Source organism: Mycobacteroides sp. PCS013, from assembly GCF_049532645.1.
Lineage (GTDB): Bacteria > Actinomycetota > Actinomycetes > Mycobacteriales > Mycobacteriaceae > Mycobacterium > Mycobacterium gwanakae.
The window spans coordinates 3,301,462-3,322,593 of record NZ_CP150131.1 but is presented as its reverse complement, the minus strand read 5'-3'; the positions used below and the strand labels follow the sequence as shown (position 1 = coordinate 3,322,593).

The window sequence follows — 21,132 nt, the reverse complement described above, 5'->3', positions numbered from 1 at the left end:
GGGAGGCAGTAGTGACCCGAGGGCGCAAGAAGCCAGGGCGCATCCTGTTCGTTGGTTCCGGCCCGGGCGACCCCGGTCTGTTGACCGTCCGGGCGCGCGCGGTACTCACCGGCGCCACGGTCGCGTTCACCGACCCCGATGTGCCGCAAGCGGTGCTCGATCTCGTCGGGTCTGCGGTCGAGCTTCCTGAACCCGCGCCCGCCAAGCCCGCGACCGGCAACGATGAGGCGCCCACGTCGAGTGACGTCGAGGCCGTTGTCGAGCCGCCGCTGACCATCGACATCCGTCCGGCGCTGGGTGATCCGGCCGATGTCGCCAAGACCCTGGTGGCTGAGGCCAAGAACGGTGTGGACGTCGTGCGGCTGGTCGCCGGCGATCCGCTCTCGATCGATTCGGTGCTGGCCGAGGTCACCGCGGTCACCCGTACCCAGGTCGCCTTCGAGATTCTGCCCGGGCTGTCGTCGAGCACCGCGGTGCCCGCCTACGCCGGTCTGCCTCCGGGCTCTGCGCACACCGTCGCCGATGTGCGCGGTGATGTGGACTGGGCGGCGCTGGCCGCTGCTCCGGGTCCGCTGATCCTGCACGCCACCCCCACGCATGTGCCCGATGCCGCCAAGGCGCTCATCGAGCACGGTTTGTCCGACCAGACTCTGGTCGCGGTCACCGCGCAGGGCACCACCTGCGCACAGCGGACCGTGGAGACCACGCTGGCCTCACTGATCGACGGTGTCCCGGTGGACGCCAACGATCCGCACGGACCGATGACCGGCGCCCTGGTGCTGACGATCGGCCGCGTGGTCGGTGGTCGCTCGAAGCTGAACTGGTGGGAGAGCCGCGCACTGTACGGCTGGACCGTGCTGGTTCCGCGCACCAAGGATCAGGCCGGCGAGATGAGCGACAAGCTGGTCGGCTACGGCGCTCTGCCGGTCGAGGTGCCCACCATCGCCGTCGAGCCTCCCCGCAGCCCGGCTCAGATGGAAAGGGCCGTCAAGGGCTTGGTCGACGGTCGCTACCAGTGGGTGGTGTTCACCTCCACCAATGCGGTGCGTGCGGTGTGGGAGAAGTTCGCCGAATTCGGCTTGGACGCCCGCGCGTTCTCCGGTGTGAAGATCGCGTGCGTGGGTCAGGCCACCGCCGACAAGGTGCGCGCGTTCGGTATCAACCCCGAGCTGGTGCCGGCGGGCGAACAGTCCTCGCTCGGTCTGCTCGACGAGTTCCCGCCCTATGACGACGTTTTCGACCCGGTGAACCGGGTGCTGTTGCCTCGCGCCGACATCGCCACCGAAACCCTCGCCGAGGGGCTGCGGGAGCGCGGCTGGGAAATCGACGACGTGACCGCGTACCGCACCGTGCGTGCGGCGCCGCCCGCGGCGCAGACCCGCGAGATGATCAAGACCGGTGGATTCGACGCCGTGTGCTTCACCTCGAGCTCGACGGTTCGTAATCTGGTGGGTATCGCCGGGAAGCCGCATGCGCGCACCATCGTGGCCTGCATCGGACCGAAAACCGCGGAGACCGCAATCGAATTCGGGCTGCGTGTGGACGTGCAGCCGGAGACCGCCGCCGTCGGCCCGCTGGTCGAGGCCCTCGCCGAGCATGCCGCGCGGTTGCGCACCGAGGGCGCGCTGCCGCCGCCGCGCAAGAAGAGCCGTCGGCGCTAGTAGCGGAGAGATAGCCGGAGAAGCAGCGGACAGATAGCGGAGGCCATTGCGGTGTCGTTTCCTTATCAGCGTCCGCGTCGGCTGAGGTCCACCCCGGCGATCCGTCGGCTGGTGGCAGAGACGACGCTGGCACCGCGGCAGTTGGTGCTGCCGATGTTCGTGGCAGACGGCGTTACCGAGTCACGCCCCATCGCGTCCATGCCGGGCGTGGTGCAGCACAGCATCGAATCCTTGCGCCGGGCCGCCGAGGACGCGGTGAAGGCCGGTGTCGGCGGACTCATGTTGTTCGGAGTTCCCAAGGAGAAGGACAAGGACGCCACCGGTAGCGCCGGGCTGGATCCGCAGGGCATCCTCAACCGGGCACTGTCGACCCTGGCCGCCGACCTCGGCAACTCCACGGTGCTGATGGCCGATACCTGCCTCGACGAGTTCACCGATCACGGCCACTGCGGGGTGCTGGATGCCGCGGGCCGGGTCGACAATGACGTGACACTCAAGCAGTACGCGGATATGGCGGTAGCGCAGGCCAATTCGGGTGCGCATGTGGTGGGTCCGAGCGGCATGATGGACGGTCAGGTGGCCGCCATTCGCGACGGACTGGACGCCGCCGGGCACACCGACGTCATCATTTTGGCGTATGCCGCCAAGTACGCTTCGGCTTTCTATGGGCCGTTCCGCGAGGCGGTGGGCTCGTCACTGCAGGGAGACCGGCGCACCTACCAGCAGGACGTGGCGAACGGCCGGGAAGCCCTACGCGAGGCCGAGCTTGATGTCGAGGAGGGTGCCGACATCCTCATGGTGAAACCGGCAATGGCCTATCTCGACGTGCTCCGGCAAGTGGCCGACGTATCGCCGGTGCCGGTTGCGGCATACCAGGTCTCGGGTGAGTATTCGATGATCTGCGCTGCGGCTCAGAACAATTGGATCGACTTACCGGCCATGGCATTGGAGACGCTGACCTCGATCCGGCGCGCGGGGGCTGACATCGTGCTGACCTATTGGGCCGCGGACGTCGCAGGCTGGCTCGCCGACTAAAGGTGTAGTGCCGGGTTTGCCCGGGCGCGAGCCTGCGGCGCCGTACAGCGCTTAGGATCGCCTCATGCTGGGGGTGTTGAGAACCGTAGGTGCGCGCGCGTGGACAGTACTGCCTCAGCTCGTCGCGGTGTATCTCAGCGGACGATTCGCCCATGACCTCATCTTCTGGTGGGCCGCGCATGCGGTGCCCGGGCGACCGTATCTGGCCGCCGTCATCCTGCCATTCGGGATGCTGTCACAACTGGCTGCTCTGATCGGGATGTTGCTGCTCATGCGCCCCGCCATCGCCGATGCGCCCGTGCAGCTTCCACAATCCGGAGGAAGCGGCTTCCGTGCCACCGCGGGCGCGCTGACCGGCGCAGTGCTGCCGTTCATCGCCTTCTACTCTGCATGGCGATACTTGGTGAACGACTGGGCCGGATTCATGGTGGTCGCGTTCGACAACTCCGTGTTCCGAACGCCCGCCCCCATCATCGAAAAGACCTACCTGACGCTGGCCATCGCAGGCGGCATCTTCCTGGTCCGCTCGGTCCTGCGCCGGACCCGCGATCGGCTGCCCAGCTGGGTGATCGCCATCGAGTTCTATCTCGAGGCCGCCTGGATCTACCTGTTGATAGGGAACTGGCTGACCGATCTGAATCTGAAGCACTGGGTCGAGTCGCGGCGAGTCATCCAGTGGGCCAAGGAAACCGGACACGACTTGGCGGCGCACCTGCCGTTCGGCAACGCGGTCTGGGATGCGCTCGGATGGGGCATCGGGCAGGTAGTCGGCGTGATGGTGGTTCCGCTGGGTTGGCTGACGATCGCCGGTGTGGTGTATGCCCTTGTCCCGAAAACGAACTGGGAACAGGCGCGTCGGGAACTGCTGAGCGGACGACCCGGGGCCGATATGGTCGAGCGTGTTTCCGGCAGGTCTAGTTTCGCGATACTTGCGTGGCCGTTTCGTGTGCAGGCCGAGGCGGTACGTGATGCGGTGTACGTGATCTTCAAGACCGGCGCCGTGCCCATCGCCACCTATGTGTTGGCCTTCAACTGTCTGGGCTGGCTCTTTGGCAACGCAAGTGAAGCTCCGGGCAAAGCTGGTTGGTTGGCACGTGAGATTTCGGTGCTGATGGGTCCGCATGAAGCGGATTGGTGGCTGGGCATGAAGGATGCTTTGAGTATCGTGCCGGACACTGTCGCCGCGGTGCTGCAGATCTGCCTCATCACCGCGGTCTATGCATTGTTCGTACGGGGAACACGAAGCGAGACAGGTGAGTCTCAGCGTCAGCCTACGAGCTGAAACCGGACAGTCTGGCTGTCCGACTTTCCCCAGAGAATGTGGACGTCGATCGCGTCGGGACGGGTGCCCTTGGGAACCAGGAATCCGCTTTGGAAGACCCCGTCTTCCCGACACGTGCCGTTGGTTCCCTCGGGGCCTACCGTCACGCTGTCGAGTTCTGTGGTGGTCCCGTCGATCGTGACGCTGTACCCGTTGGTCTGTCTGCCCCATCGCGTCGCACCCGATATCAGCGTCGGTGTGCATGCCTGGGGACTTGGTGGCTGCTGGCCGGGAACGATCGTGCGTTCGAACCCGACCCGGAGGATTTCGGTGTCCTGCGGTAACGGATTGTTTCGGTCGGAATAGCTGCGCGACTTGTTCTCTCGGAGGATGCCTTTGACCGACCAGATGACGCCGTGCAACGTGGCCGATTGGTGGTGGGCAACAACGATATCTGGGTCCGGATGCCAGACCTTGGCGTACTCGTCGTAGCGGGCCTGGATGACCCAGAAGAGATATGCGGGAATCAGGAGCGCTATTACCAGCAGCGCGAGGACGTTTCGCCGGAGCATCCGATTCATATGCGCTTCTTCACGGTCAGCGACGGAACACGCTGTGCGTTGGCCAGCGTGACGTCGAATACCAGGCGAGAGTCACGGCTGGGGTTGCCTGAGCCGGTCACCCGGAATGACGCGCGCGACTGCAGTGCCGACGCGGGGATTTCGAACGTTCCCGCATAGCCTTGGTTGGGAATGCCCGGGGTCAGCTGCAGTTCGGGGACGATACCCATGTAGCGCGTGCCGTAGGTGTTCTCGGCGATGACGAGATCGGTGTTTGTCTTGTCATCGGAAACCGTGGATTGGGCATCGATGCTGAAGATGGCCAGCACCCAACCTTTATGTGCTGCATAGATTTCGGGGTGGTCATCGCCATAGTCACCGATCACCGAATCGGTGATCGTGATTCCGGTGAGGGTCGCCGCGATGTTACGGCCGATCAGCCGTTGCCCTTCGGCTCCGCGCACGTCGATGGGTTCTTGCAGCTCCACCTTGTCGATCTGATGGTTCCTGACCAGGATCGCGCAGACGACCAGCACCGCGAAGACGCCCCAGTTCAGGACGCGGCGCCACGTCATGCGCTGTCTTCCAACGTCAGGTGGTAGACGCCGTGGTGCGATGCGGGATTCCACTGCCATCGCTCACTTAAACCCGCCGTGTACTCGCGCTCAAAGCCGTTGATCTGGACCACAATCGGTTGGCCGATGGTGAGTGAGCTGCGAGTGGCGCTCCAGACGAAAACAATTCGGTCGGTCATTCCGGGTTGAATGGTCAGGGCGCTTGCCGGCGTGTAGTCGAGTCGTCTGGTGTACTCGGCGTTGAAGAGCTTGTCGGGCTTTATGCCGGCCTGCACCAGTTCGGGATCGGACGCATCCTGCACCTTCGGCGGCGCCGCAGTCTCGGCAGACGTGTTCTTGATCGTCGCCTCCACGACGAGCAGGACGTATCCCGCTCCGGCAGAACGGATATCCAACTTCGTTCCGTATCCCAGCAGCTCGATGCGAGCGTTCTGGACTGTGACATCGAACTGGCCGGCGTTGTAGGTCTGACCGGCAGCGAGTTCGGTGTACCTGTCTTTCGTGCTGGCGGTTCGCAAACCACCGAAAAGGCTCGAGACGGCAAGTACGACGACAAGTAGCCCCCACCAGAAGCGTTTCGGCGTGACCCACCCGCGCCACTTGTCCATCGGCGCGCCCCCTGCGCCGGCAGTCGTCGGCGTCCCCATAGCGCGCAATAGTAGCTGGCAGCGGGGCCGCAACTGCCCCTCCCGGGGATTTCAGCCACTACATCTGTAGGTGACCAGGTTGCCGCGGCCACTGCTGCCCGCATCTCCACTACCGTGGTCGCGTGACGTATCCCGATCCGCACCAACCCGGCGGATTGGCTGGACAACCCCCGGGCGGTCCGGCCAAGCCGCGACCCGACGACATCGACACCGGCTGCTGGCTGTGGCTGGCCGCGCTGCCGTTGATGATCGTGAGTTACATGGCCGCGAACGTCGGTCAATGGCAGCAGGACCCGGAGGTGCGTAAGGCCGCCCCGCTCTGGACGGTGTACGCCTTCAACGGGTTCATCGTCGTTGTGGTGGGGTCTCTCGTGGTCACCGGGATCTTCCTCATGCGCGCGGGATATCGGCTGGCCCGCACCTTCCTCACCGGAGGTGCGGTGGGCTCGGTGGTGTTCACCGCGACCCGGTTGATCGACCTGGAAGGGGTGCCGGCGATTGTGCAGGCGCTCTCGGGCATCACCGCGTCCGTCTTGATCTGTGGCGGCCTGTTTCTGCTGCATCGTGAGGACTCCACCGCGTACCTGACAAGGCAGCGCTAAACACCCCCGATACGCTGCCTGAATGACACCCGAACAGCCGCGCCCACGCATCGTCGATGTGGCGTTCTGGTTCTGGGTGGTGTCGTCGGCGGCCCTGTTCCTGAACGGCCTGGCCGGAGTGACTCAGCGCTATGACGCGGTGCGGGCGGTCGCGAAGCCGGAGCTCACCGACGCCGACGTACGAAATCTCGTCACGTACTTCCGGGCGTGGGGTGTGTTGTGCATCCTGCTGGCGGCTGGCATCGCATTTCTGGCCGGGCGGACCAGGCAAGGTGACATGCGCTATCGGCGGGCACTGATCACGCTCTCGGTGGTCTCGGTGCTCGGTGCCATTGCGATGGCCAGCACCGGTTCGGTGGGCCCGCTGCTGCTCATCGCCGCCCTATCGCTGATAGTGGCCAATGTGCTGATCATCAGGCCGACCGCACAGAACTGGTTCGAAGGGGGTGAACATGGCTGACGTGGCCGACGCTGAACCGCGTCTGTTCTATGAGCCCGGTGGGCGGTGGCGGTGGCTGCTGCTCGGTCCCCTCGCCGGGTTGATCATGTTCGGCCTGCAGGTGTGGGGCAAGGGGGGCTTCAGTCCGGTCATGCCGTTGATCACAGCGGCCATCGTGGCCTTCTTTATCGCGCTGCAGATTTACGCCGCGCGAGTGCACGCCACGGTGGAGCTGACACCCACCGAACTTCGTCAGGGTGGCGAGACGCTGGCGGTCAGCCAGATCAAGTGGCTATATCCCGACGCCGACCGTCACGTATGGGAGGAATCGCGTCCGCTGGGCGAGCTGACGGGTGTGCCGAAGGGGCGCAAACCTGTCGGATTGCGCCTGACCGGGGGGCGTCGCGCGCAGGCGTGGGCCAAGAAGCATGAGGAGCTGCGCAGCGCGCTCACCACGTTGGTGCCGGCGCCACCGGCGGGCATGGATCTGGGTGACGATCCGGAAATCGATATCGAGAGTGAGCAGTGGTGAAGTTCGGGAAGCGCGTAGTGCTGGATCTGGCCATCGCGGCGGTGGCGATGGTGCTCGCGGTGTGGGCGGCGGTGGCCGCGCGCATACCCACCGAGGTCGCGCCCATCGCCAAGGGCGAGCCGACGCTGTATTTCACCGCCCTGGACGGCGCGTGCGTGGCACGGGCGCTTGTGCTCACCGCGTTGGCTGGGGTTTTCCTGGTTTCCGCGGTGTCGCGGGGTGTGCGGGCCCGTCGTGACGCGGATCGGGCGATTCACAGCTAATTCTAATATCAGGTCTCCTGATATCGGGATAGCCTGGTGTCATGACACCAACCGCAGATATCGACCTGATGCCGCGTGCTGGATTCGGTGCGCGCTTGTGGGACCGCAAGCTGCAAACGGACCGGCTGGAGTACCTGGACCGCGACGATGTCCCGGCGAAGAAACGCGCCGTCGTGGAGGCGCTTGATCTCCTCGGTGAGAAGAAGGGGCTGCACAGGTGGAATGCGGAGCAGGCGGCCGGATTCCTGGCCGGTATCGACAGTCCGCGCGTGCTCGAGCTCGGCGCCGCCCATGGCGGCCTCTCTCGTGAACTGCTGAAGTTACGTCCTGACGCCTCGATCACGGTGACGGATATCGAGCCCTCCTCGGTCGCGGGTATCGCGGCGTCGGATCTGGGTTCGGACTCTCGGGTGACCGTGCGCGCCATGGATGCGACAGCTATCGATGCCCCGGACGGTGCGTTCGATCTGGTGGTGTTCGCGCTGTCGTTTCATCATCTGCCGCCGTCGCTTGCCGCCAAGGTCTTCGCCGAGGGCACTCGGGTGGGACGCACGCTCTTGATCATCGACTTGCTGCGCCTGCCGGCTCCACTGCTGGCGCCGTCATATCTCTTCGCGGCGGCTGTGGGTTGGGTACGCCCGGTGCTGCACGACGGTGCGATCAGCCAGCTGCGCGCCTATGGCCCGAAGGCGTTGCGTAGCCTGGCTGCACACGCGGATCCGTCGATAGCTGTCGAACTCCGCGCCAGAGTTCAGCTGCCGATGCCACTGCAGATCGTGGTGGCGCGGCGCGACTTGTAGCGCAGGTCACCCTATCGTTTGGTACCCCCTAGGGGTATGATTTAGGCATGGAGTTCACGGACACGGGCATGGAGACCACCGATCTGCGGCTGCATGGCATGACGTGTGCCTCATGCGCGTCCCGTGTGGAGAAGGGGCTCAACAAGCTCGAGGGTGTGACCGCGCGCGTGAATCTGGCGCTGGAGAGCGCCCGGGTCGAGCACGACGGTTCGATCTCCGATGAGGACTTGGTCAAGGCTGTCGAGTCGGTGGGCTACAAGGCCCAGGTGGTCGGCGGCTCACGCAGCGGCGCTGCGCAGAGCGGCCACGAGCACGACGGCGCCGATCCGCACGATCACATGAACCACGACGTGCCCGACAATCAGCTCAAGACGCGTCTGCTCGGCTCACTGCTGTTGGCCATCCCGGTGGTCGCCATCTCGATGGTGATGCCCTGGCATTTCTCCGGCTGGGAGATTGTGGTCGCGGCGCTGACCACACCGATCTTGCTGTGGGGCGGCTACCCGTTCCACCGTGCCGCGTTCGTCAACGCACGCCACGGCGCCTCGACCATGGACACCCTGGTGTCACTGGGCACCATCGCGGCGTACGTGTGGTCGCTGTGGGTGTTGTTCGCGAGCGCCGGGCACACCCACGGGGATGTCCACGTCTACTTCGAGGTCGTTGCGGCGGTCACCGTGTTCCTGCTCGCGGGCAGGTTCGCCGAGTCACGCGCCAAGCGCTCGGCAGGTTCGGCGCTGCGGGCGCTGCTATCCCTGGGTGCCAAGGATGTCGCGGTGTTGCGTGGCGGGCACGAGACGCGCATCCCCGTCGAGCAATTGGCGGTGGGCGACGAATTCGTCGTGAGGCCGGGGGAGCGCGTCGCGACCGACGGCGTAGTGGTCGACGGTCACTCGGCCTTGGATACCGCCACCATGACGGGTGAGTCCGTACCTGTAGAGGTCGGCGCGGGAGACCTGGTGGTCGGTGGCTACGTCAACACTCACGGGCGGATTGTCGTACGCGCCGACAAGGTGGGCGCCGATACACAGCTGGCCCGCATGGCGCAGCTGGTGTCGGAGGCGCAAACCGGTAAGGCACAGGTGCAGCGGCTCGCTGATCGGGTGTCGTCGGTATTCGTGCCCGTTGTACTCGTAATCGCGGCGTTGACGTTCGTCGGCTGGGTGGCTCAGGGCTACCCGCTGTCGTCGGCGTTCACCGCAGCCGTCGCGGTGCTGATCATCGCGTGCCCGTGCGCGCTCGGATTGGCCACGCCCACAGCGATTCTGGTGGGTACCGGGCGTGGGGCGCAGCTGGGTGTGCTGATCAAGGGTCCGGAGGTGCTGGAGAACGTCAAGAGCATCGACACCGTTGTACTCGACAAGACAGGCACCGTGACCACCGGCGTGATGAGCGTTGTGGCTGTGCGCCGCAACATCGGGTCAGGTGTCTCCGACGCCGACGAGATCCTGCGTATCGCCGCCTCGGTGGAGTCGGCCTCCGAGCATCCGGTCGCCAGGGCCATCGTGGACGCGGCGCGGACGCATGGGATGTCGCTGTCACCGGTGACCGGATTCCGTAACGAGCCCGGCATCGGGGTAACCGGCATCGTTGACGGTCACGAGGTGTCGATCGAGGCCATCGCGGGTCAGAACACCACCGCGGCGATCACCTGGGGTGGCCTGCGCCGGGGTGAGATCGAGGTGGCGGACACGGTGAAGCCGTCGAGCCGGCAGGCCATCGACGAACTTAAGGCCATGGGCATTACTCCGGTGCTGCTGACGGGTGACAACGCGGAGGTGGCCGCACGCGTCGCCGAGGAAGTCGGTATCGCCGCAAGCGATGTCGTCGCGGGAGTCAAACCCACCGAGAAGGCCGATGTCGTCAAGCGTCTGCAGGCCGAGGGCAAGAAGGTCGCGATGGTGGGCGACGGGGTCAACGACTCCGCCGCGCTGGCCACGGCCGATATCGGGATGGCCATGGGCACCGGTACCGACGCTGCGATCGAGGCCAGCGATGTGACCCTGGTGCGCGGTGACCTGACCACGGTGCCGACGGCACTGCGGCTTTCGCGCAAGACGCTCGGCACCATCAAGGCGAATCTGTTCTGGGCCTTCGCCTACAACACCGCCGCCATTCCGTTGGCCGCCCTGGGTTTGCTCAACCCGATGATCGCGGGCGCGGCGATGGCGATGTCATCTGTCTTCGTGGTACTGAACAGCCTTCGGCTGCGAACCTTCCGCTAGTTTCCTTACCGAATGCTGTGAAGGGCCAACAGGAGGAGTCGTCGGGTGGTTATGCGTGTGATCGCGCTGGGTGTCGCATTGGGTCTGACGGTGGCGGGATGTTCCGACATTCGTCGGCAGGCAACCGACGCACTCGATTCCGTTGCCTCGCAGGCTGCCGGAGCGCCGAGTAAGGACACCGTCGAACGCTGGAACACCGATGAGCTGACCAAGGCCCTGACGGCCATCAACGACAAGATCGGCGCGAGCCCGGCCGACTATCTGATGTTCACGATCAGCGGATACACCTCGGTGGCGGTGCAGGCCATCGACCCCAAGAAGCGGGAGAACGTCGACGAGTACCGCTACGACGGCTCGTCCGTGAAGGTCAGGCCTGTTGATGTCAGCCGCAACGAACCGGGCGTCGTTGACGAGAGCTCGTTCAAGAGCGACATCGTTACTCCGGCGGTCCTGACGAGTGTGCTCAGTTCGGCGGTGAAGGATTCTGGGGTGCAGGACGGCACGGTAAGCGTGCTGACCATCGAGAAGTTCTTCGCCAATGAGCCGGAGCCCAAGATCCAGGTAGTGGTGGGAAGTCCGCGGGCCAGTAAGAACGTCCGCTACACACCGGCCGGCGTCTTCATCGAGACCGTCTAGTTCGTCGACCGCGGCAGGGTCAGAAGAGCAGGCGCCACAAGCCGATCAGGCCTACCGCCACGATGACCACCCGCAACGCGCCGGGGGAGAGTTTGCGCCCCCAGCGCGCGCCGGCGAGCCCACCCACGAATGAGCCCGCCGCGATGATCCCGGCCGCCGTCCAGCTCACCCGGTCGAAGGCGACGATCGTGTACGCAAGAGCGGCAACGATATTGGTGATCATGGCCAGCACGTTCTTGGCCGCGTTCATCCGCTGCATGGATTCGGGTAGCAGTGCTCCCATCACCGCGATTTGCATGATGCCTTGGGCTGCGGTGAAGTACCCGCCGTAGATCCCGACGAGGAAGTTCCCTCCGGTGAGTGCGGCCATGCGGCCCGGAGGGACATGATCTGCGCTCAGGCCCTGTGCCTCGGAACGCCGGCGCGCCCAGGCCTGAATGCGGGGTCCGACCACCACCAGTACCAGCGCCAGGATCAGTAGCACGGGCACGATGGTGACGAACGTTTTCTCGGGGAGATGCAGCAGCAGGAACGACCCGATGAGCGCGCCGATCAGTACCGCCGGTATCTGCCATTTGAGCCGGGGCCATTGTCCGCTCAGCTCGCGGCGGTACCCCCACACGCCCGTCATGCTGCCGACAGTCAGTCCGATGGCATTCGACATCGTCGCCACCACGGGCGGGTAGCCGAACGCGATGAGAGTGGGGAAGGTGATGAGGGTGCCGGACCCGGCAACCACGTTGATCGCACCGGCACCGAACGCGGCGAGCGCGACGAGAAGCATCTCCTGCACCGGCACTCGTGCCAGCGTACGACCGTTAGCCAGTCGAACCAATTCCCCCTCTCCGTGAAACCCGCCACAGTGTGAGGCTCGACGTAGCGGCTTAGATGGGCAAAATGGTGGGCATGCCTTTGAGTCGATCCGCCGGTGTGGCGGCGTTAGTGCTGGTGCTGTCCATTTCCGGGTGTACCCAGGACCAGCGCACCACTCCGGTGGCATCGAACGCCCCTATTCCGACATTCGACAACGCGCAGCTGAGCATGCGTTTTGCCGCCTGCACTGATCTCAACGGGTTTGTGAACGCGAAGTGGGCCGAAGACGCCACCATCCCCGCGGACAAGTCCAGTTACGGCAGTTTTGACATGCTGGCCGACGAGTCTCGCAAGGTTCAGCGCGAGATCGTCGAGGGTGCGGTCTCGGGACTGGGTACCGCTGATCATGAGTCGGTCAACTATCAGGTCGGGCTTCTGTACCGTGCCGCCACCGACGACGCGAAGCTCGACGCGGCGGGATATGACCCCATCCGGCCGACGCTCGCCGCGATCGATCAGATCGCATCGCCTGAAGAACTCGCGGCCTTCCTGGCTGCCGACAGCGCCACCGGACAACATCTGGTTTTCGATTTCACTGCCGGTGCCGACTACGCCAATGCCACCGAACAGATCGGCTATGCGCGGGCCGACGCGCTGGGTATGCCGGCCAAGGATTACTACACCGATCCGAAGTACGCACCGGTCTTCGATGCCTACCGCGCGTATATCGCGTCGACGTTCGGGTTGATCGGCGCGGACCAAGTGGCCGCCAAGGCCCGGGCCGAACAGGTGGCCGCGCTCGAATCGGCGCTGGCCGCCGCGACGTTGAGCCCTGTGCAGCAACGTGATCCGGCCAACCAGTACAAGTTGGTAACCGTGGCCCAGGCCAATGCGGTGACGCCGCACTTCGAATGGGGCGCCTACCTGAAGGCGCACGGCGCCCCGGAGGCCAGGGCTTTCTCCCTGGCCGAGACCGAGTTCTTCACGACGTTTGATCGGCTACTGTCCACCACCGATCTGGACACCTGGAAGTCATATCTGACATTTCACGCGGTACACAGATCGGCCGACGCCTTGTCGAAGGCTTTCCGCGACAACGCTTTCAAATACAAGTCGGCGCTCACCGGAACCACCGCGCAAAAACAGCGTTGGGAGCAGGGGCTGGAGGAAGTCAACACGCTGGTGGGGCCGGCGCTGGGGCAGTTGTACGTCGATCGCATGTTCAGCGATCGCGCGAAGCGCGCGGCCACCGAGATGGTGGGCAATGTCAAGGAGGCGTTGCGTAAGCGGATCGAGGCCGTCGACTGGATGAGCCCGCAGACCAAACTGGCCGCAAAAGGTAAGTGGGACAAGCTGATCCTCAAGGTGGGCTTCCCCGGCAAGGAACGGGACTTCTCGAAGCTCAAGCTGACCGGCGACAACTTCTATACCGACCGGGCCGCGGCGTTGAAGTTCAACCACGACTTCGACATGGCCAAGATCGGGCATCCGACCGATCGGTCGCTGTGGGGAATGACACCGCAGACGGTCAACGCGCAGTACGACCCCACCGAGAACAGCATCACCATTCCCGCCGCGATCTTGCAGGCGCCCTTCTACGACCCCAAGGGCGATCCGGCGTTCAATTACGGCGGTATCGGTGCGGTGATCGGGCACGAGTTCACCCACGCATTCGACGACGAGGGCAGCCAATTCGATGGTGAGGGCAACCGGGTCAATTGGTGGACGCCGAACGACCGCGAGGAGTTCGAGAAGCGCGCCAACCGGCTGGTGGAGCAGTTCAATGCCTACGCACCGATTCCGGGGCGCCCCGACCTGCATGTGGACGGGAAGCTCACGTTGGGGGAGAACATCGCGGACCTCGGCGGTGTCAACACCGCCTATGACGCGCTGGTCGCGGAGCTGGCCAAAAAGGGCGGCGGCGGCAAGATCAACGGCATCGTCGGGTTCAACGACACGCAGCGGTTCTTCCTGAATTACGCGCGGATCTGGCGGGACAAGCAGCGTCCGGAGGCCGCGATCACCCAGCTCGCTGCCGATCCGCATTCACCGCCGGCGTTGCGCATCAACGGTGTGGTGCCCAATGTCGCACCGTTCGCCGCCGATTTCGGTTGCCTGGCAGGCGATCCCATGGTGAATCCGCCGGACAAGTTCGTGAAGATCTGGTAGACGCAGGTCTACCAGCGCAGGGGAGAGCTACGCGTAGGTCAGCAGCACGGCCTGATCGAACGGGAGCTTCCCGAATGCGCGGCTCTTGACCAGTGCTGCTGCCTCGTCCCGGCTGACCACCCGCGGATTGACGACGTCGTGGGTTTTCCCGCGGCGCACGATCCTGCCGCCGCCGGCCGCATTGAGGTTCTTCAGCCAATCCCGATCCGGGCCATAGGTCAGCAAAATGGCCACGCCGTCGGGAGTCTTGAAGGCGGTGACGGGCGTGCGGAACTCCTTGCCCGACTTGCGGCCCCTGTGCTCGATGACGGCGAAGCTCGGGGCCCAGCCCGCCCATAGCCGCTGGACGGGGTTGGTGACGTATTTGTTGAAGCGCGCGACCGATTGCGGTATCTGCATACCACCATCAAACTGTGATCCATGGCATACCTCAAGCCCCCTTGGTTCGTGCGCAAGGTCTTCAACCGGGTGGCGATGGCCGCCAATATCGGCGAGACGCTCACGATCACCAAGCGGGTCAGCGGCGAGCCGCAGCAGATCCCGGTCACGACCGTGGATGTCGATGGGGTCAAGTACCTGGTGTCCACCCGTGGTGAGAGTCAATGGGTGAAAAATGTCAGGGCTAGCCCGCAGGTGACACTCACCGTCAGGGGCACCACCACGGCATACGCGGCCACCGAGGTCCCGGTCGCTGACCGTGCGCCCATCATCGCCGCCTATAAGCCCAAGGCGGGGAAGGTCGTGGACGGCTACTTCGCCCAGCTGCCCGATGACGCCGATCACCCCACTTTTGCGCTCAGACTTGCCTGATCCACTACACCCTGTAGTGGACGATTTGGCGCCAGCTGAGACACTGGATGCCGTGCCTGACGAGACAGCCAACTCCGCACGTCTGTTCGCCGACGCCTCGGCCGTCATCCCAGGTGGAGTGAACTCGCCGGTGCGTGCCTTCGCGGCGGTCGGCGGGGTCCCGCGGTTCATCAAATCCGGCGCCGGCTGCTGGCTCACCGATGTCGACGACAACCGGTACGTGGACCTGGTCTGCTCCTGGGGTCCGCTGATCCTCGGCCACGCGCACCCCGCTGTGGTGGAGGCCGTGCAACGGGCCGCCAAGGACGGGCTTTCCTACGGCGCACCCGTCGAGGGGGAGATCGAGCTCGCGCGCGAACTCATCGATCGCGTGCAGCCGGTGGAAAAGGTGCGTCTGGTCAACTCCGGAACCGAGGCCACCATGAGTGCGGTGCGCCTGGCTCGCGGATTCACCGGACGGCCCAAGATCGTCAAGTTCGCCGGTTGTTACCACGGGCATGTGGACGTCCTGCTGGCCGATGCCGGTTCCGGTGTGGCCACTCTGGGTTTGCCCTCCTCGCCCGGTGTCACCGGCGCCTCCGCGGCCGACACCATCGTGTTGCCCTACAACGACATCGGTGCCGTGGCTCGCACCTTCGCCGAACAGGGCGATCAGATCGCCGCTGTCATCACCGAGGCGGCCGCCGGCAACATGGGCACCGTCGCGCCCGCACCGGATTTCAACACCGGACTGCGACGCATCACCGAAAACCATGGCGCGCTGCTCATCATGGACGAGGTCATGACGGGTTTCCGCGTCAGCCGTTCGGGCTGGTTCGGCATCGACCAGGTCGCCGGCGACCTGGTGACGTTCGGCAAGGTGATGAGCGGTGGCATGCCCGCCGCCGCGTTCGGTGGCCGCGCCGACATCATGGAGCGCCTGGCCCCGTTGGGGCCGGTGTATCAGGCGGGCACGTTGTCCGGCAATCCGATCGCTGTGGCCGCAGGGCTGGCCTCTTTGCGCGCGGCAGATGTGAAAGCTTATGAAACGCTTGATCGCAACGCCGATGCGCTCATCGCTCTGATCACCGCGGCGCTGGATGCCGAGGGGGTGGCGCACCAGATCGGTCGCGCCGGGAACATGTTCAGCCTCTTCTTCGGCGCCGAGCCGGTGCATGACTTCGAGAGCGCCAAAGCCACCGACACCTGGCGCTACCCCGCATTTTTCCATGCGCTGCTGAGCCGCGATGTGTACGCGCCGCCGAGCGCGTTCGAGACCTGGTTCGTTTCCACCGCCCTCGATGACGAGGCGTTCGACCGTATTGCCGACGCTTTGCCCGCCGCTGCCCGTGCCGCGGCCTCTGTCGAGGAGAGGTAAGGAACTTCGATGAGCCGCACCACTGTTCATTTGATGCGCCATGGCGAGGTACACAATCCGGAGGGCATTCTGTACGGCCGGCTGCCTAACTTCCGGTTGTCAGACAAGGGGCAGGGGCAAGCCGCGAAGGTGGCAGAGTCGCTGCGGGGCAACAAGATTGCGGCGGTGATTGCCTCACCGCTGCTGCGTGCTCAGCAGACTGCCACACCCATCGCCGAGGCGCATGGACTCGCCATCGTGACCGACGACGATCTCATCGAGGCGGGCAACTCCTTTGAGGGTATGAAGGTGTCGGTGGGTGACGGCGCTTTGCGGGACCCCCGGAACTGGTGGAAGCTGCGTGACCCGTTCACCCCGTCCTGGGGAGAGCCGTACGCCGACATCGCGTTCCGGATGTCGGCGGCGATCGACCGCGCGCGCAGTCGCGCCGCGGGCGCCGAGGTGGTCTGCGTGAGCCATCAGCTGCCGGTGTGGACCGCCCGCCAGCATCTGCTCGGTAAGCGACTGTGGCACGACCCCCGTAAGCGTCAGTGCAACGTCGCCTCACTCACCTCGCTGGTGTTCGACGGCGATGCATTGGTCGATGTCGTGTATTCGGAACCGGCGGGGTAGCTCGTGCGACGTGTGGTCGTGGCGCTGGCCGCGCTGGTTCTGCTCATCACCGGGTGCTCTACCGGTGATGATGCGGTGGCGCGCGGTGGGCAGTTTCAATTCGTCTCACCGGGCGGCAAGACCGATATTTTCTACGATCCGCCCGAAGCGCGTCAGGCACCGGGATCCATCGAGGGGCCGAACCTGCTGGACCCCACAAAGACGCTGTCGCTCAAGGATTTCGCCAACAAGGTCGTTGTCATCAACGTGTGGGGGCAATGGTGTGGCCCCTGCCGCTCGGAGTTTTCCGCGTTGGAAGACGTGTACAGGGCCACACACGCACAGGGCGTCGAGTTCCTGGGGATCAACGTCCGGGACAACGAGATCACCAAGGCGCAGGATTTCGTGACCGACCGCAAGGTGCCGTACCCGTCCATTTATGACCCGTCGATGCGCACACTCATCGCGTTCGGAAGGAAGTTCCCCACGGGAGCCATTCCCGCGACCCTGATCCTGGACCGTCAGCACCGGGTGGCGGCGGTGTTCCTGCGTGAGTTGTTGACCCAGGACCTACAGCCCGCGGTGGAGCGGATCGCGAAAGAACCCGCGGGAGCCACGAAGTGATCCTCGCCGACGCCGGATCCGCGTTCCAGGATGCGGCCACCAGCGGACCCTTGCTGCTGGCGCTGGGTGCCTGCGCGCTGGCGGGTCTGGTGTCGTTCGCCTCGCCGTGCGTGATCCCGCTCGTGCCCGGGTATCTGTCCTACCTGGCTGCCGTGGTGGGGGCCGACGACAGACCGGAGAGCGGAACCGGTACTCGGTCTCATCGGTTGCGCGTCACGGGTTCGGCATTGCTGTTCGTCGCCGGATTCACCGCGGTGTTCCTGCTCGGGACGGTCGCCGTGATGGGTATGACCACCACGCTGATTACCAATCAGATGCTGCTGCAACGCATCGGGGGAGTGATCACCATCGCGATGGGTCTGGTGTTCATCGGTCTGGTGCCCGCGCTGCAGCGTGATTTCCGGTTCACACCGCGCCGCATCTCTACCGTGGCCGGAGCGCCATTGCTTGGTGCGGTGTTCGCCCTCGGGTGGACGCCATGCCTGGGGCCGACTCTCACCGGTGTGGTCGCGGTGGCCTCGGCCACCGAGGGCGCGGACGTGGCTCGCGGGATCACGCTGGTGATCGCCTACTGCCTGGGGCTGGGAATCCCGTTCCTGCTGCTGGCCTTTGGTTCGGCTCGTGCGGTGCGTGGCATGGACTGGCTGCGACGGCACACCCGGACCATCCAGATCATCGGCGGTATCGCGCTGCTGGCGGTCGGGGTCGCGCTGGTGACCGGTGTGTGGGCAGATTTCGTTGCCTGGGTTCGTGATTCATTCGTTTCCGACGCGAGGTTGCCCATCTAGTGATGATCGCGAAGCGTCTTCTTGCCTATGCGCGCAACACCTGGCGCGGCCTGACCTCGATGGGTACGGCGCTGGCGCTGTTGGTGCTGCTCGCGCTCGGCGCGATACCCGGTGCGATGCTGCCGCAACGCGCGCTGAACCAGGCGAAGGTCGACGAATACCTGGCAGAGCATTCCACCATCGGCCCGTGGCTGGACCGGGTGCAGGCCTTCGACGTGTTCTCCAGCTTCTGGTTCACGGCGATCTACGTGCTGCTGTTCGTCTCGCTGGTGGGATGCATCATTCCCCGCACCGTCGAGCACGCCAAGGCCCTTCGCGCGCAGCCGGTTCCCGTGCCCCGGAACCTGGGGCGGCTGCCCAAGCATCAGGAAAGGCTGGTGCGGGCCGACCAGTCCGATGTCGCGTCGACCATCGAGGGCCGGCTCCGGGGCTGGCGCAAAGTCACCCGGGAAAAAGACGGGGTCACCGAGATTTCGGCAGAGAAGGGCTATCTGCGCGAGTTCGGGAACTTGGTCTTTCACCTTTCCCTCGTCGGCCTGCTGGTCGCGTTCGCGGTCGGCAAGCTTTTCGGATACGAGGGCAATGTCATTGTCATCGCCAACAACGGTCCGGGATTCTGCTCGTCATCCCCTGCGGCGTTCGACTCGTTCCGGGCGGGCAACACCGTCGACGGCACCAACCTGGACCCCATATGCGTCAAGGTCAAAGACTTCAAGGCCACATATCTTGCTTCCGGGCAGGCGCATTCGTTCGAATCGCACATTGAGTACCAGGCCGGGGACGATCTCCAGAACAACGTGTGGCGGCCGGAGCGGCTGGCCATGAACCATCCGCTGCGTGTTAACGGCAACCGCGTGTACCTGCTCGGCTACGGATACGCCCCCACGTTCACGGTGACCTTCCCGGACGGGCGCAAGCGCAGCGAGACCATCCAGTGGCGACCGGACGACCCCACCACCCTGCTGTCGTCCGGGGCCGTACGCATCGATCCGCCGGCGGGCACCTACCCGGACCCCAACGTGCGTCGCAAGAATCAGATCGCCATCCAGGGCTTGTTCGCGCCCACAGAACAACTGCACGGCACCCTGCTCTCGTCGAGCTTCCCCGAGATGCGTAAGCCCGCCGTGGCCATCAACATCTATCGCGGAGACACCGGGCTGGACTCGGGTCGCGCGCAGTCGATCTTCGAGCTCGACCCCCGCATGATCGAACAGAAACGTCTCAATCAGGTGGCACGCGCGAATCTGCTGCCGGGACAGTCGGTCAAGCTCAACGACGGCACCATCGTCAAGTTCGACGGCGCCGTCAACTTCGTGAACCTGCAGGTGTCGCGCGACCCTGCCCAACTGTGGGTTCTGCTCTTCGCACTCACCATGATGGCGGGCCTGGTGGTCTCGCTCGTCATCAAACGCCGTCGAGTCTGGGCGCGGCTGACCCCGGGCGCCACCGCAGGTACGGTAAATGTCGAGCTGGGAGGGCTGGCACGCACCGACAGCTCCGGCTGGGGCGACGAATTCGAGCGGTTGTGCGACCGCTGCCTTGAGGATCTGCCTGTCGCCAGGGCCGGGAACGGCCACAAGGATGAGGATGCCGAATGAATTCGACCAATATCGACGTAGATCTGGCCAGGTTCTCCGACTACGCCTTCACCTCGGCGATCGTGGTGATGGTCGGTGCGCTGGTGCTGCTGGCCATCGAGCTGGCCTACCGGCAGAGCAACAAGACCGCGCAACGCGAGCTCGTCAGCTCCGGTGGCGAGGTGGTGTCCGCCGACGAAAATCAGCCGGGCCTGGTGGTGCCGAAGGGCAAGCGGCCCCTGGGCGAGAGGGTCGGCGGCGCCGGACAGGCGCTGGTGTACCTGGGCATTGGGTTGCTGCTGGTCTGCATCGTGCTGCGCGGTGTGGCCACCACCCGGGTGCCGTGGGGCAACATGTACGAGTTCATCAACCTGACGTGTGCGTGCGGCCTGGTCACCGCGGCCGTGGTGCTCCGTAAACGCTACGACCGCGCGCTGTGGGTCTTCGTGCTAATTCCGGTGCTGATTCTGCTGACGGTGTCCGGCCGGTACCTCTACACCTACGCCGCGCCGGTGATGCCCGCGCTGCAGTCCTATTGGCTGCCCATCCACGTGTCGGTGGTCAGTCTCGGGTCGGGTGTGTTCCTGGTGGCCGGGGTGGCGAGCATCCTGTTCCTGGTCAAGATGTACTTTCCGGACAACACCCTGGTGCAGCGGCTCCCCGATGCCCAGTCGCTGGACCGGCTGGCGTATCGGACGACCATTTTCGGATTCCCCATCTTCGGGTTCGGCGTGATTTTCGGCGCCATCTGGGCCGAAGAGGCGTGGGGGCGGTTCTGGGCCTGGGACCCCAAGGAGACCGTGTCCTTCATCGCGTGGGTCATCTATGCCGCCTACCTGCACGCACGGTCCACTGCCGGGTGGCGGGACAGGAAGGCAGCCTGGATCAACGTGGCCGGATTCGTGGCCATGGTGTTCAACCTCTTCTTCGTCAACCTGGTCACTGTCGGTCTTCACTCGTACGCTGGGGTGAGCTAGGGGGTCTGCGGGAACTGTTCCGCCAGATTGGTTCATCACACCTGCGATAGGGTGCGATGCTGAGTCCTTCTGAACAGTTGCTCCGGGCTCTCCGTGTCCGAGCTGCACATCCAACCAATGCATTGGGGGATCGATGTCTGACTATCCCGCGCACCGCGCGCCGGATGGACCGTCGCCTTACGCCGACGAG

Annotated in this window: 23 protein-coding genes; 18 read left to right on the top strand and 5 right to left on the bottom strand. The window is 64.9% G+C overall.

What is annotated here, in order from left to right:
* The first annotated feature begins 11 nt into the window (after positions 1-11).
* The 3 genes from RHO23_RS16705 (at position 12) to RHO23_RS16695 (ending at position 3,978) form a co-directional block, all read left to right on the top strand.
* Entirely contained in the window at positions 12-1,661 is a 1,650-nt protein-coding gene (locus tag RHO23_RS16705; protein ID WP_057967841.1) for a uroporphyrinogen-III synthase, read from the top strand.
* A 51-nt stretch (positions 1,662-1,712) separates the two neighbouring features.
* Entirely contained in the window at positions 1,713-2,696 is a 984-nt protein-coding gene (gene hemB, locus RHO23_RS16700; protein ID WP_070923017.1) for a porphobilinogen synthase, read from the top strand.
* Positions 2,697-2,760: 64 nt separating this feature from the next.
* Positions 2,761-3,978, top strand: coding sequence for a hypothetical protein (locus RHO23_RS16695; RefSeq protein WP_070923016.1), 1,218 nt, complete (start codon positions 2,761-2,763; stop codon positions 3,976-3,978).
* Here the strand turns inward: RHO23_RS16695 and RHO23_RS16690 are convergent.
* Genes RHO23_RS16690 through RHO23_RS16680 form a run of 3 tightly spaced genes read right to left on the bottom strand, consistent with a single transcriptional unit; the run spans position 3,963 to position 5,739 of the window.
* Complete coding sequence (locus tag RHO23_RS16690) at positions 3,963-4,538, bottom strand: hypothetical protein (protein ID WP_131821940.1); 576 nt, start codon at positions 4,536-4,538, stop codon at positions 3,963-3,965. The two genes, RHO23_RS16695 and RHO23_RS16690, sit on opposite strands and share 16 nt — an antisense overlap.
* Positions 4,535-5,092: a hypothetical protein gene (locus tag RHO23_RS16685; RefSeq protein WP_070923014.1), complete on the bottom strand. Its 558-nt coding sequence runs from the start codon at positions 5,090-5,092 to the stop codon at positions 4,535-4,537. Before RHO23_RS16685 ends, RHO23_RS16690 begins: the two co-directional genes overlap by 4 nt.
* Complete coding sequence (locus RHO23_RS16680; RefSeq protein WP_131821939.1) at positions 5,089-5,739, bottom strand: hypothetical protein; 651 nt, start codon at positions 5,737-5,739, stop codon at positions 5,089-5,091. The genes RHO23_RS16685 and RHO23_RS16680 overlap by 4 nt, the downstream gene beginning before the upstream one ends.
* Positions 5,740-5,861: 122 nt before the next feature.
* On the opposite strand from RHO23_RS16680, the gene RHO23_RS16675 reads away from it, so the two are divergent.
* The 7 genes from RHO23_RS16675 to RHO23_RS16645 are packed head-to-tail and all read left to right on the top strand — an operon-like array spanning position 5,862 to position 11,236.
* Positions 5,862-6,341 (top strand): hypothetical protein, encoded by a 480-nt coding sequence (locus RHO23_RS16675; RefSeq protein WP_030096511.1) that lies wholly within the window; start codon positions 5,862-5,864, stop codon positions 6,339-6,341.
* Positions 6,342-6,363: 22 nt separating this feature from the next.
* The gene (locus RHO23_RS16670) at positions 6,364-6,801 is read left to right on the top strand and encodes a hypothetical protein (protein ID WP_057967844.1); all 438 of its coding nucleotides are present in this window, start codon (positions 6,364-6,366) and stop codon (positions 6,799-6,801) included.
* A complete protein-coding gene (locus RHO23_RS16665) occupies positions 6,794-7,312 on the top strand; it encodes a hypothetical protein (RefSeq protein ID WP_057964854.1) in 519 nt (172 codons plus the stop codon). Before RHO23_RS16670 ends, RHO23_RS16665 begins: the two co-directional genes overlap by 8 nt.
* Positions 7,313-7,332: 20 nt before the next feature.
* A complete protein-coding gene (locus tag RHO23_RS16660) occupies positions 7,333-7,575 on the top strand; it encodes a hypothetical protein (RefSeq protein ID WP_057967894.1) in 243 nt (80 codons plus the stop codon).
* Between the two features lie 41 nt (positions 7,576-7,616).
* The gene (locus RHO23_RS16655) at positions 7,617-8,375 is read left to right on the top strand and encodes a class I SAM-dependent methyltransferase (RefSeq protein ID WP_057967845.1); all 759 of its coding nucleotides are present in this window, start codon (positions 7,617-7,619) and stop codon (positions 8,373-8,375) included.
* Between the two features lie 47 nt (positions 8,376-8,422).
* Positions 8,423-10,600, top strand: a complete 2,178-nt coding sequence (locus RHO23_RS16650) for a heavy metal translocating P-type ATPase (RefSeq protein WP_057967846.1) — start codon at positions 8,423-8,425, stop codon at positions 10,598-10,600.
* Positions 10,601-10,657: 57 nt separating this feature from the next.
* A complete protein-coding gene (locus RHO23_RS16645) occupies positions 10,658-11,236 on the top strand; it encodes a hypothetical protein (protein WP_057967895.1) in 579 nt (192 codons plus the stop codon).
* A 19-nt stretch (positions 11,237-11,255) separates the two neighbouring features.
* Here RHO23_RS16645 and RHO23_RS16640 read toward each other — a convergent pair whose 3' ends face one another.
* On the bottom strand, positions 11,256-12,035 hold the full coding sequence (locus RHO23_RS16640) for a sulfite exporter TauE/SafE family protein (RefSeq protein ID WP_101312790.1): 780 nt from the start codon (positions 12,033-12,035) through the stop codon (positions 11,256-11,258).
* Positions 12,036-12,133: 98 nt separating this feature from the next.
* Between RHO23_RS16640 and RHO23_RS16635 the strand changes: the two genes are divergently transcribed.
* Entirely contained in the window at positions 12,134-14,218 is a 2,085-nt protein-coding gene (locus tag RHO23_RS16635) for a M13 family metallopeptidase (RefSeq protein ID WP_057967897.1), read from the top strand.
* A 27-nt stretch (positions 14,219-14,245) separates the two neighbouring features.
* Here RHO23_RS16635 and RHO23_RS16630 read toward each other — a convergent pair whose 3' ends face one another.
* Positions 14,246-14,617 carry a nitroreductase family deazaflavin-dependent oxidoreductase gene (locus RHO23_RS16630; RefSeq protein WP_423488059.1) on the bottom strand — a complete coding sequence of 124 codons (372 nt, stop codon included), beginning with the start codon at positions 14,615-14,617 and terminating at the stop codon, positions 14,246-14,248.
* 21 nt (positions 14,618-14,638) lie between these two features.
* On the opposite strand from RHO23_RS16630, the gene RHO23_RS16625 reads away from it, so the two are divergent.
* Genes RHO23_RS16625 through ccsB form a run of 7 tightly spaced genes read left to right on the top strand, consistent with a single transcriptional unit; the run spans position 14,639 to position 20,942 of the window.
* Positions 14,639-15,028 carry a nitroreductase/quinone reductase family protein gene (locus RHO23_RS16625; protein WP_423488058.1) on the top strand — a complete coding sequence of 130 codons (390 nt, stop codon included), beginning with the start codon at positions 14,639-14,641 and terminating at the stop codon, positions 15,026-15,028.
* A gap of 52 nt (positions 15,029-15,080) precedes the next feature.
* A complete protein-coding gene (hemL, locus tag RHO23_RS16620) occupies positions 15,081-16,385 on the top strand; it encodes a glutamate-1-semialdehyde 2,1-aminomutase (protein ID WP_423488057.1) in 1,305 nt (434 codons plus the stop codon).
* Between the two features lie 9 nt (positions 16,386-16,394).
* Entirely contained in the window at positions 16,395-16,997 is a 603-nt protein-coding gene (locus RHO23_RS16615; RefSeq protein WP_057964847.1) for a histidine phosphatase family protein, read from the top strand.
* 3 nt (positions 16,998-17,000) lie between these two features.
* Complete coding sequence (locus tag RHO23_RS16610; RefSeq protein WP_064409589.1) at positions 17,001-17,600, top strand: TlpA disulfide reductase family protein; 600 nt, start codon at positions 17,001-17,003, stop codon at positions 17,598-17,600.
* Entirely contained in the window at positions 17,597-18,388 is a 792-nt protein-coding gene (locus RHO23_RS16605; protein ID WP_057964845.1) for a cytochrome c biogenesis CcdA family protein, read from the top strand. The genes RHO23_RS16610 and RHO23_RS16605 overlap by 4 nt, the downstream gene beginning before the upstream one ends.
* Positions 18,388-19,986, top strand: coding sequence for a cytochrome c biogenesis protein ResB (gene resB / locus RHO23_RS16600; protein ID WP_423488056.1), 1,599 nt, complete (start codon positions 18,388-18,390; stop codon positions 19,984-19,986). Before RHO23_RS16605 ends, resB begins: the two co-directional genes overlap by 1 nt.
* Positions 19,983-20,942 carry a c-type cytochrome biogenesis protein CcsB gene (ccsB, locus tag RHO23_RS16595; protein ID WP_030096526.1) on the top strand — a complete coding sequence of 320 codons (960 nt, stop codon included), beginning with the start codon at positions 19,983-19,985 and terminating at the stop codon, positions 20,940-20,942. The genes resB and ccsB overlap by 4 nt, the downstream gene beginning before the upstream one ends.
* The last annotated feature ends 190 nt before the right edge of the window (positions 20,943-21,132 follow it).

Excerpts from the sequence above, each read along its gene's own strand:
- RHO23_RS16635 (WP_057967897.1), top strand. The coding sequence starts at position 12,134 with ATGGTGGGCATGCCTTTGAGTCGATCCGCCGGTGTGGCGGCGTTAGTG.
- RHO23_RS16695 (WP_070923016.1), top strand. The coding sequence starts at position 2,761 with ATGCTGGGGGTGTTGAGAACCGTAGGTGCGCGCGCGTGGACAGTACTG.
- RHO23_RS16655 (WP_057967845.1), top strand. The coding sequence starts at position 7,617 with ATGACACCAACCGCAGATATCGACCTGATGCCGCGTGCTGGATTCGGT.
- RHO23_RS16630 (WP_423488059.1), bottom strand. The coding sequence starts at position 14,617 with ATGCAGATACCGCAATCGGTCGCGCGCTTCAACAAATACGTCACCAAC.
- RHO23_RS16615 (WP_057964847.1), top strand. The coding sequence starts at position 16,395 with ATGAGCCGCACCACTGTTCATTTGATGCGCCATGGCGAGGTACACAAT.
- RHO23_RS16650 (WP_057967846.1), top strand. The coding sequence starts at position 8,423 with ATGGAGTTCACGGACACGGGCATGGAGACCACCGATCTGCGGCTGCAT.
- RHO23_RS16680 (WP_131821939.1), bottom strand. The coding sequence starts at position 5,739 with ATGGGGACGCCGACGACTGCCGGCGCAGGGGGCGCGCCGATGGACAAG.
- RHO23_RS16670 (WP_057967844.1), top strand. The coding sequence starts at position 6,364 with ATGACACCCGAACAGCCGCGCCCACGCATCGTCGATGTGGCGTTCTGG.
- RHO23_RS16625 (WP_423488058.1), top strand. The coding sequence starts at position 14,639 with ATGGCATACCTCAAGCCCCCTTGGTTCGTGCGCAAGGTCTTCAACCGG.
- RHO23_RS16685 (WP_070923014.1), bottom strand. The coding sequence starts at position 5,092 with ATGACGTGGCGCCGCGTCCTGAACTGGGGCGTCTTCGCGGTGCTGGTC.
- RHO23_RS16690 (WP_131821940.1), bottom strand. The coding sequence starts at position 4,538 with ATGAATCGGATGCTCCGGCGAAACGTCCTCGCGCTGCTGGTAATAGCG.
- RHO23_RS16665 (WP_057964854.1), top strand. The coding sequence starts at position 6,794 with ATGGCTGACGTGGCCGACGCTGAACCGCGTCTGTTCTATGAGCCCGGT.
- ccsB (WP_030096526.1), top strand. The coding sequence starts at position 19,983 with ATGAATTCGACCAATATCGACGTAGATCTGGCCAGGTTCTCCGACTAC.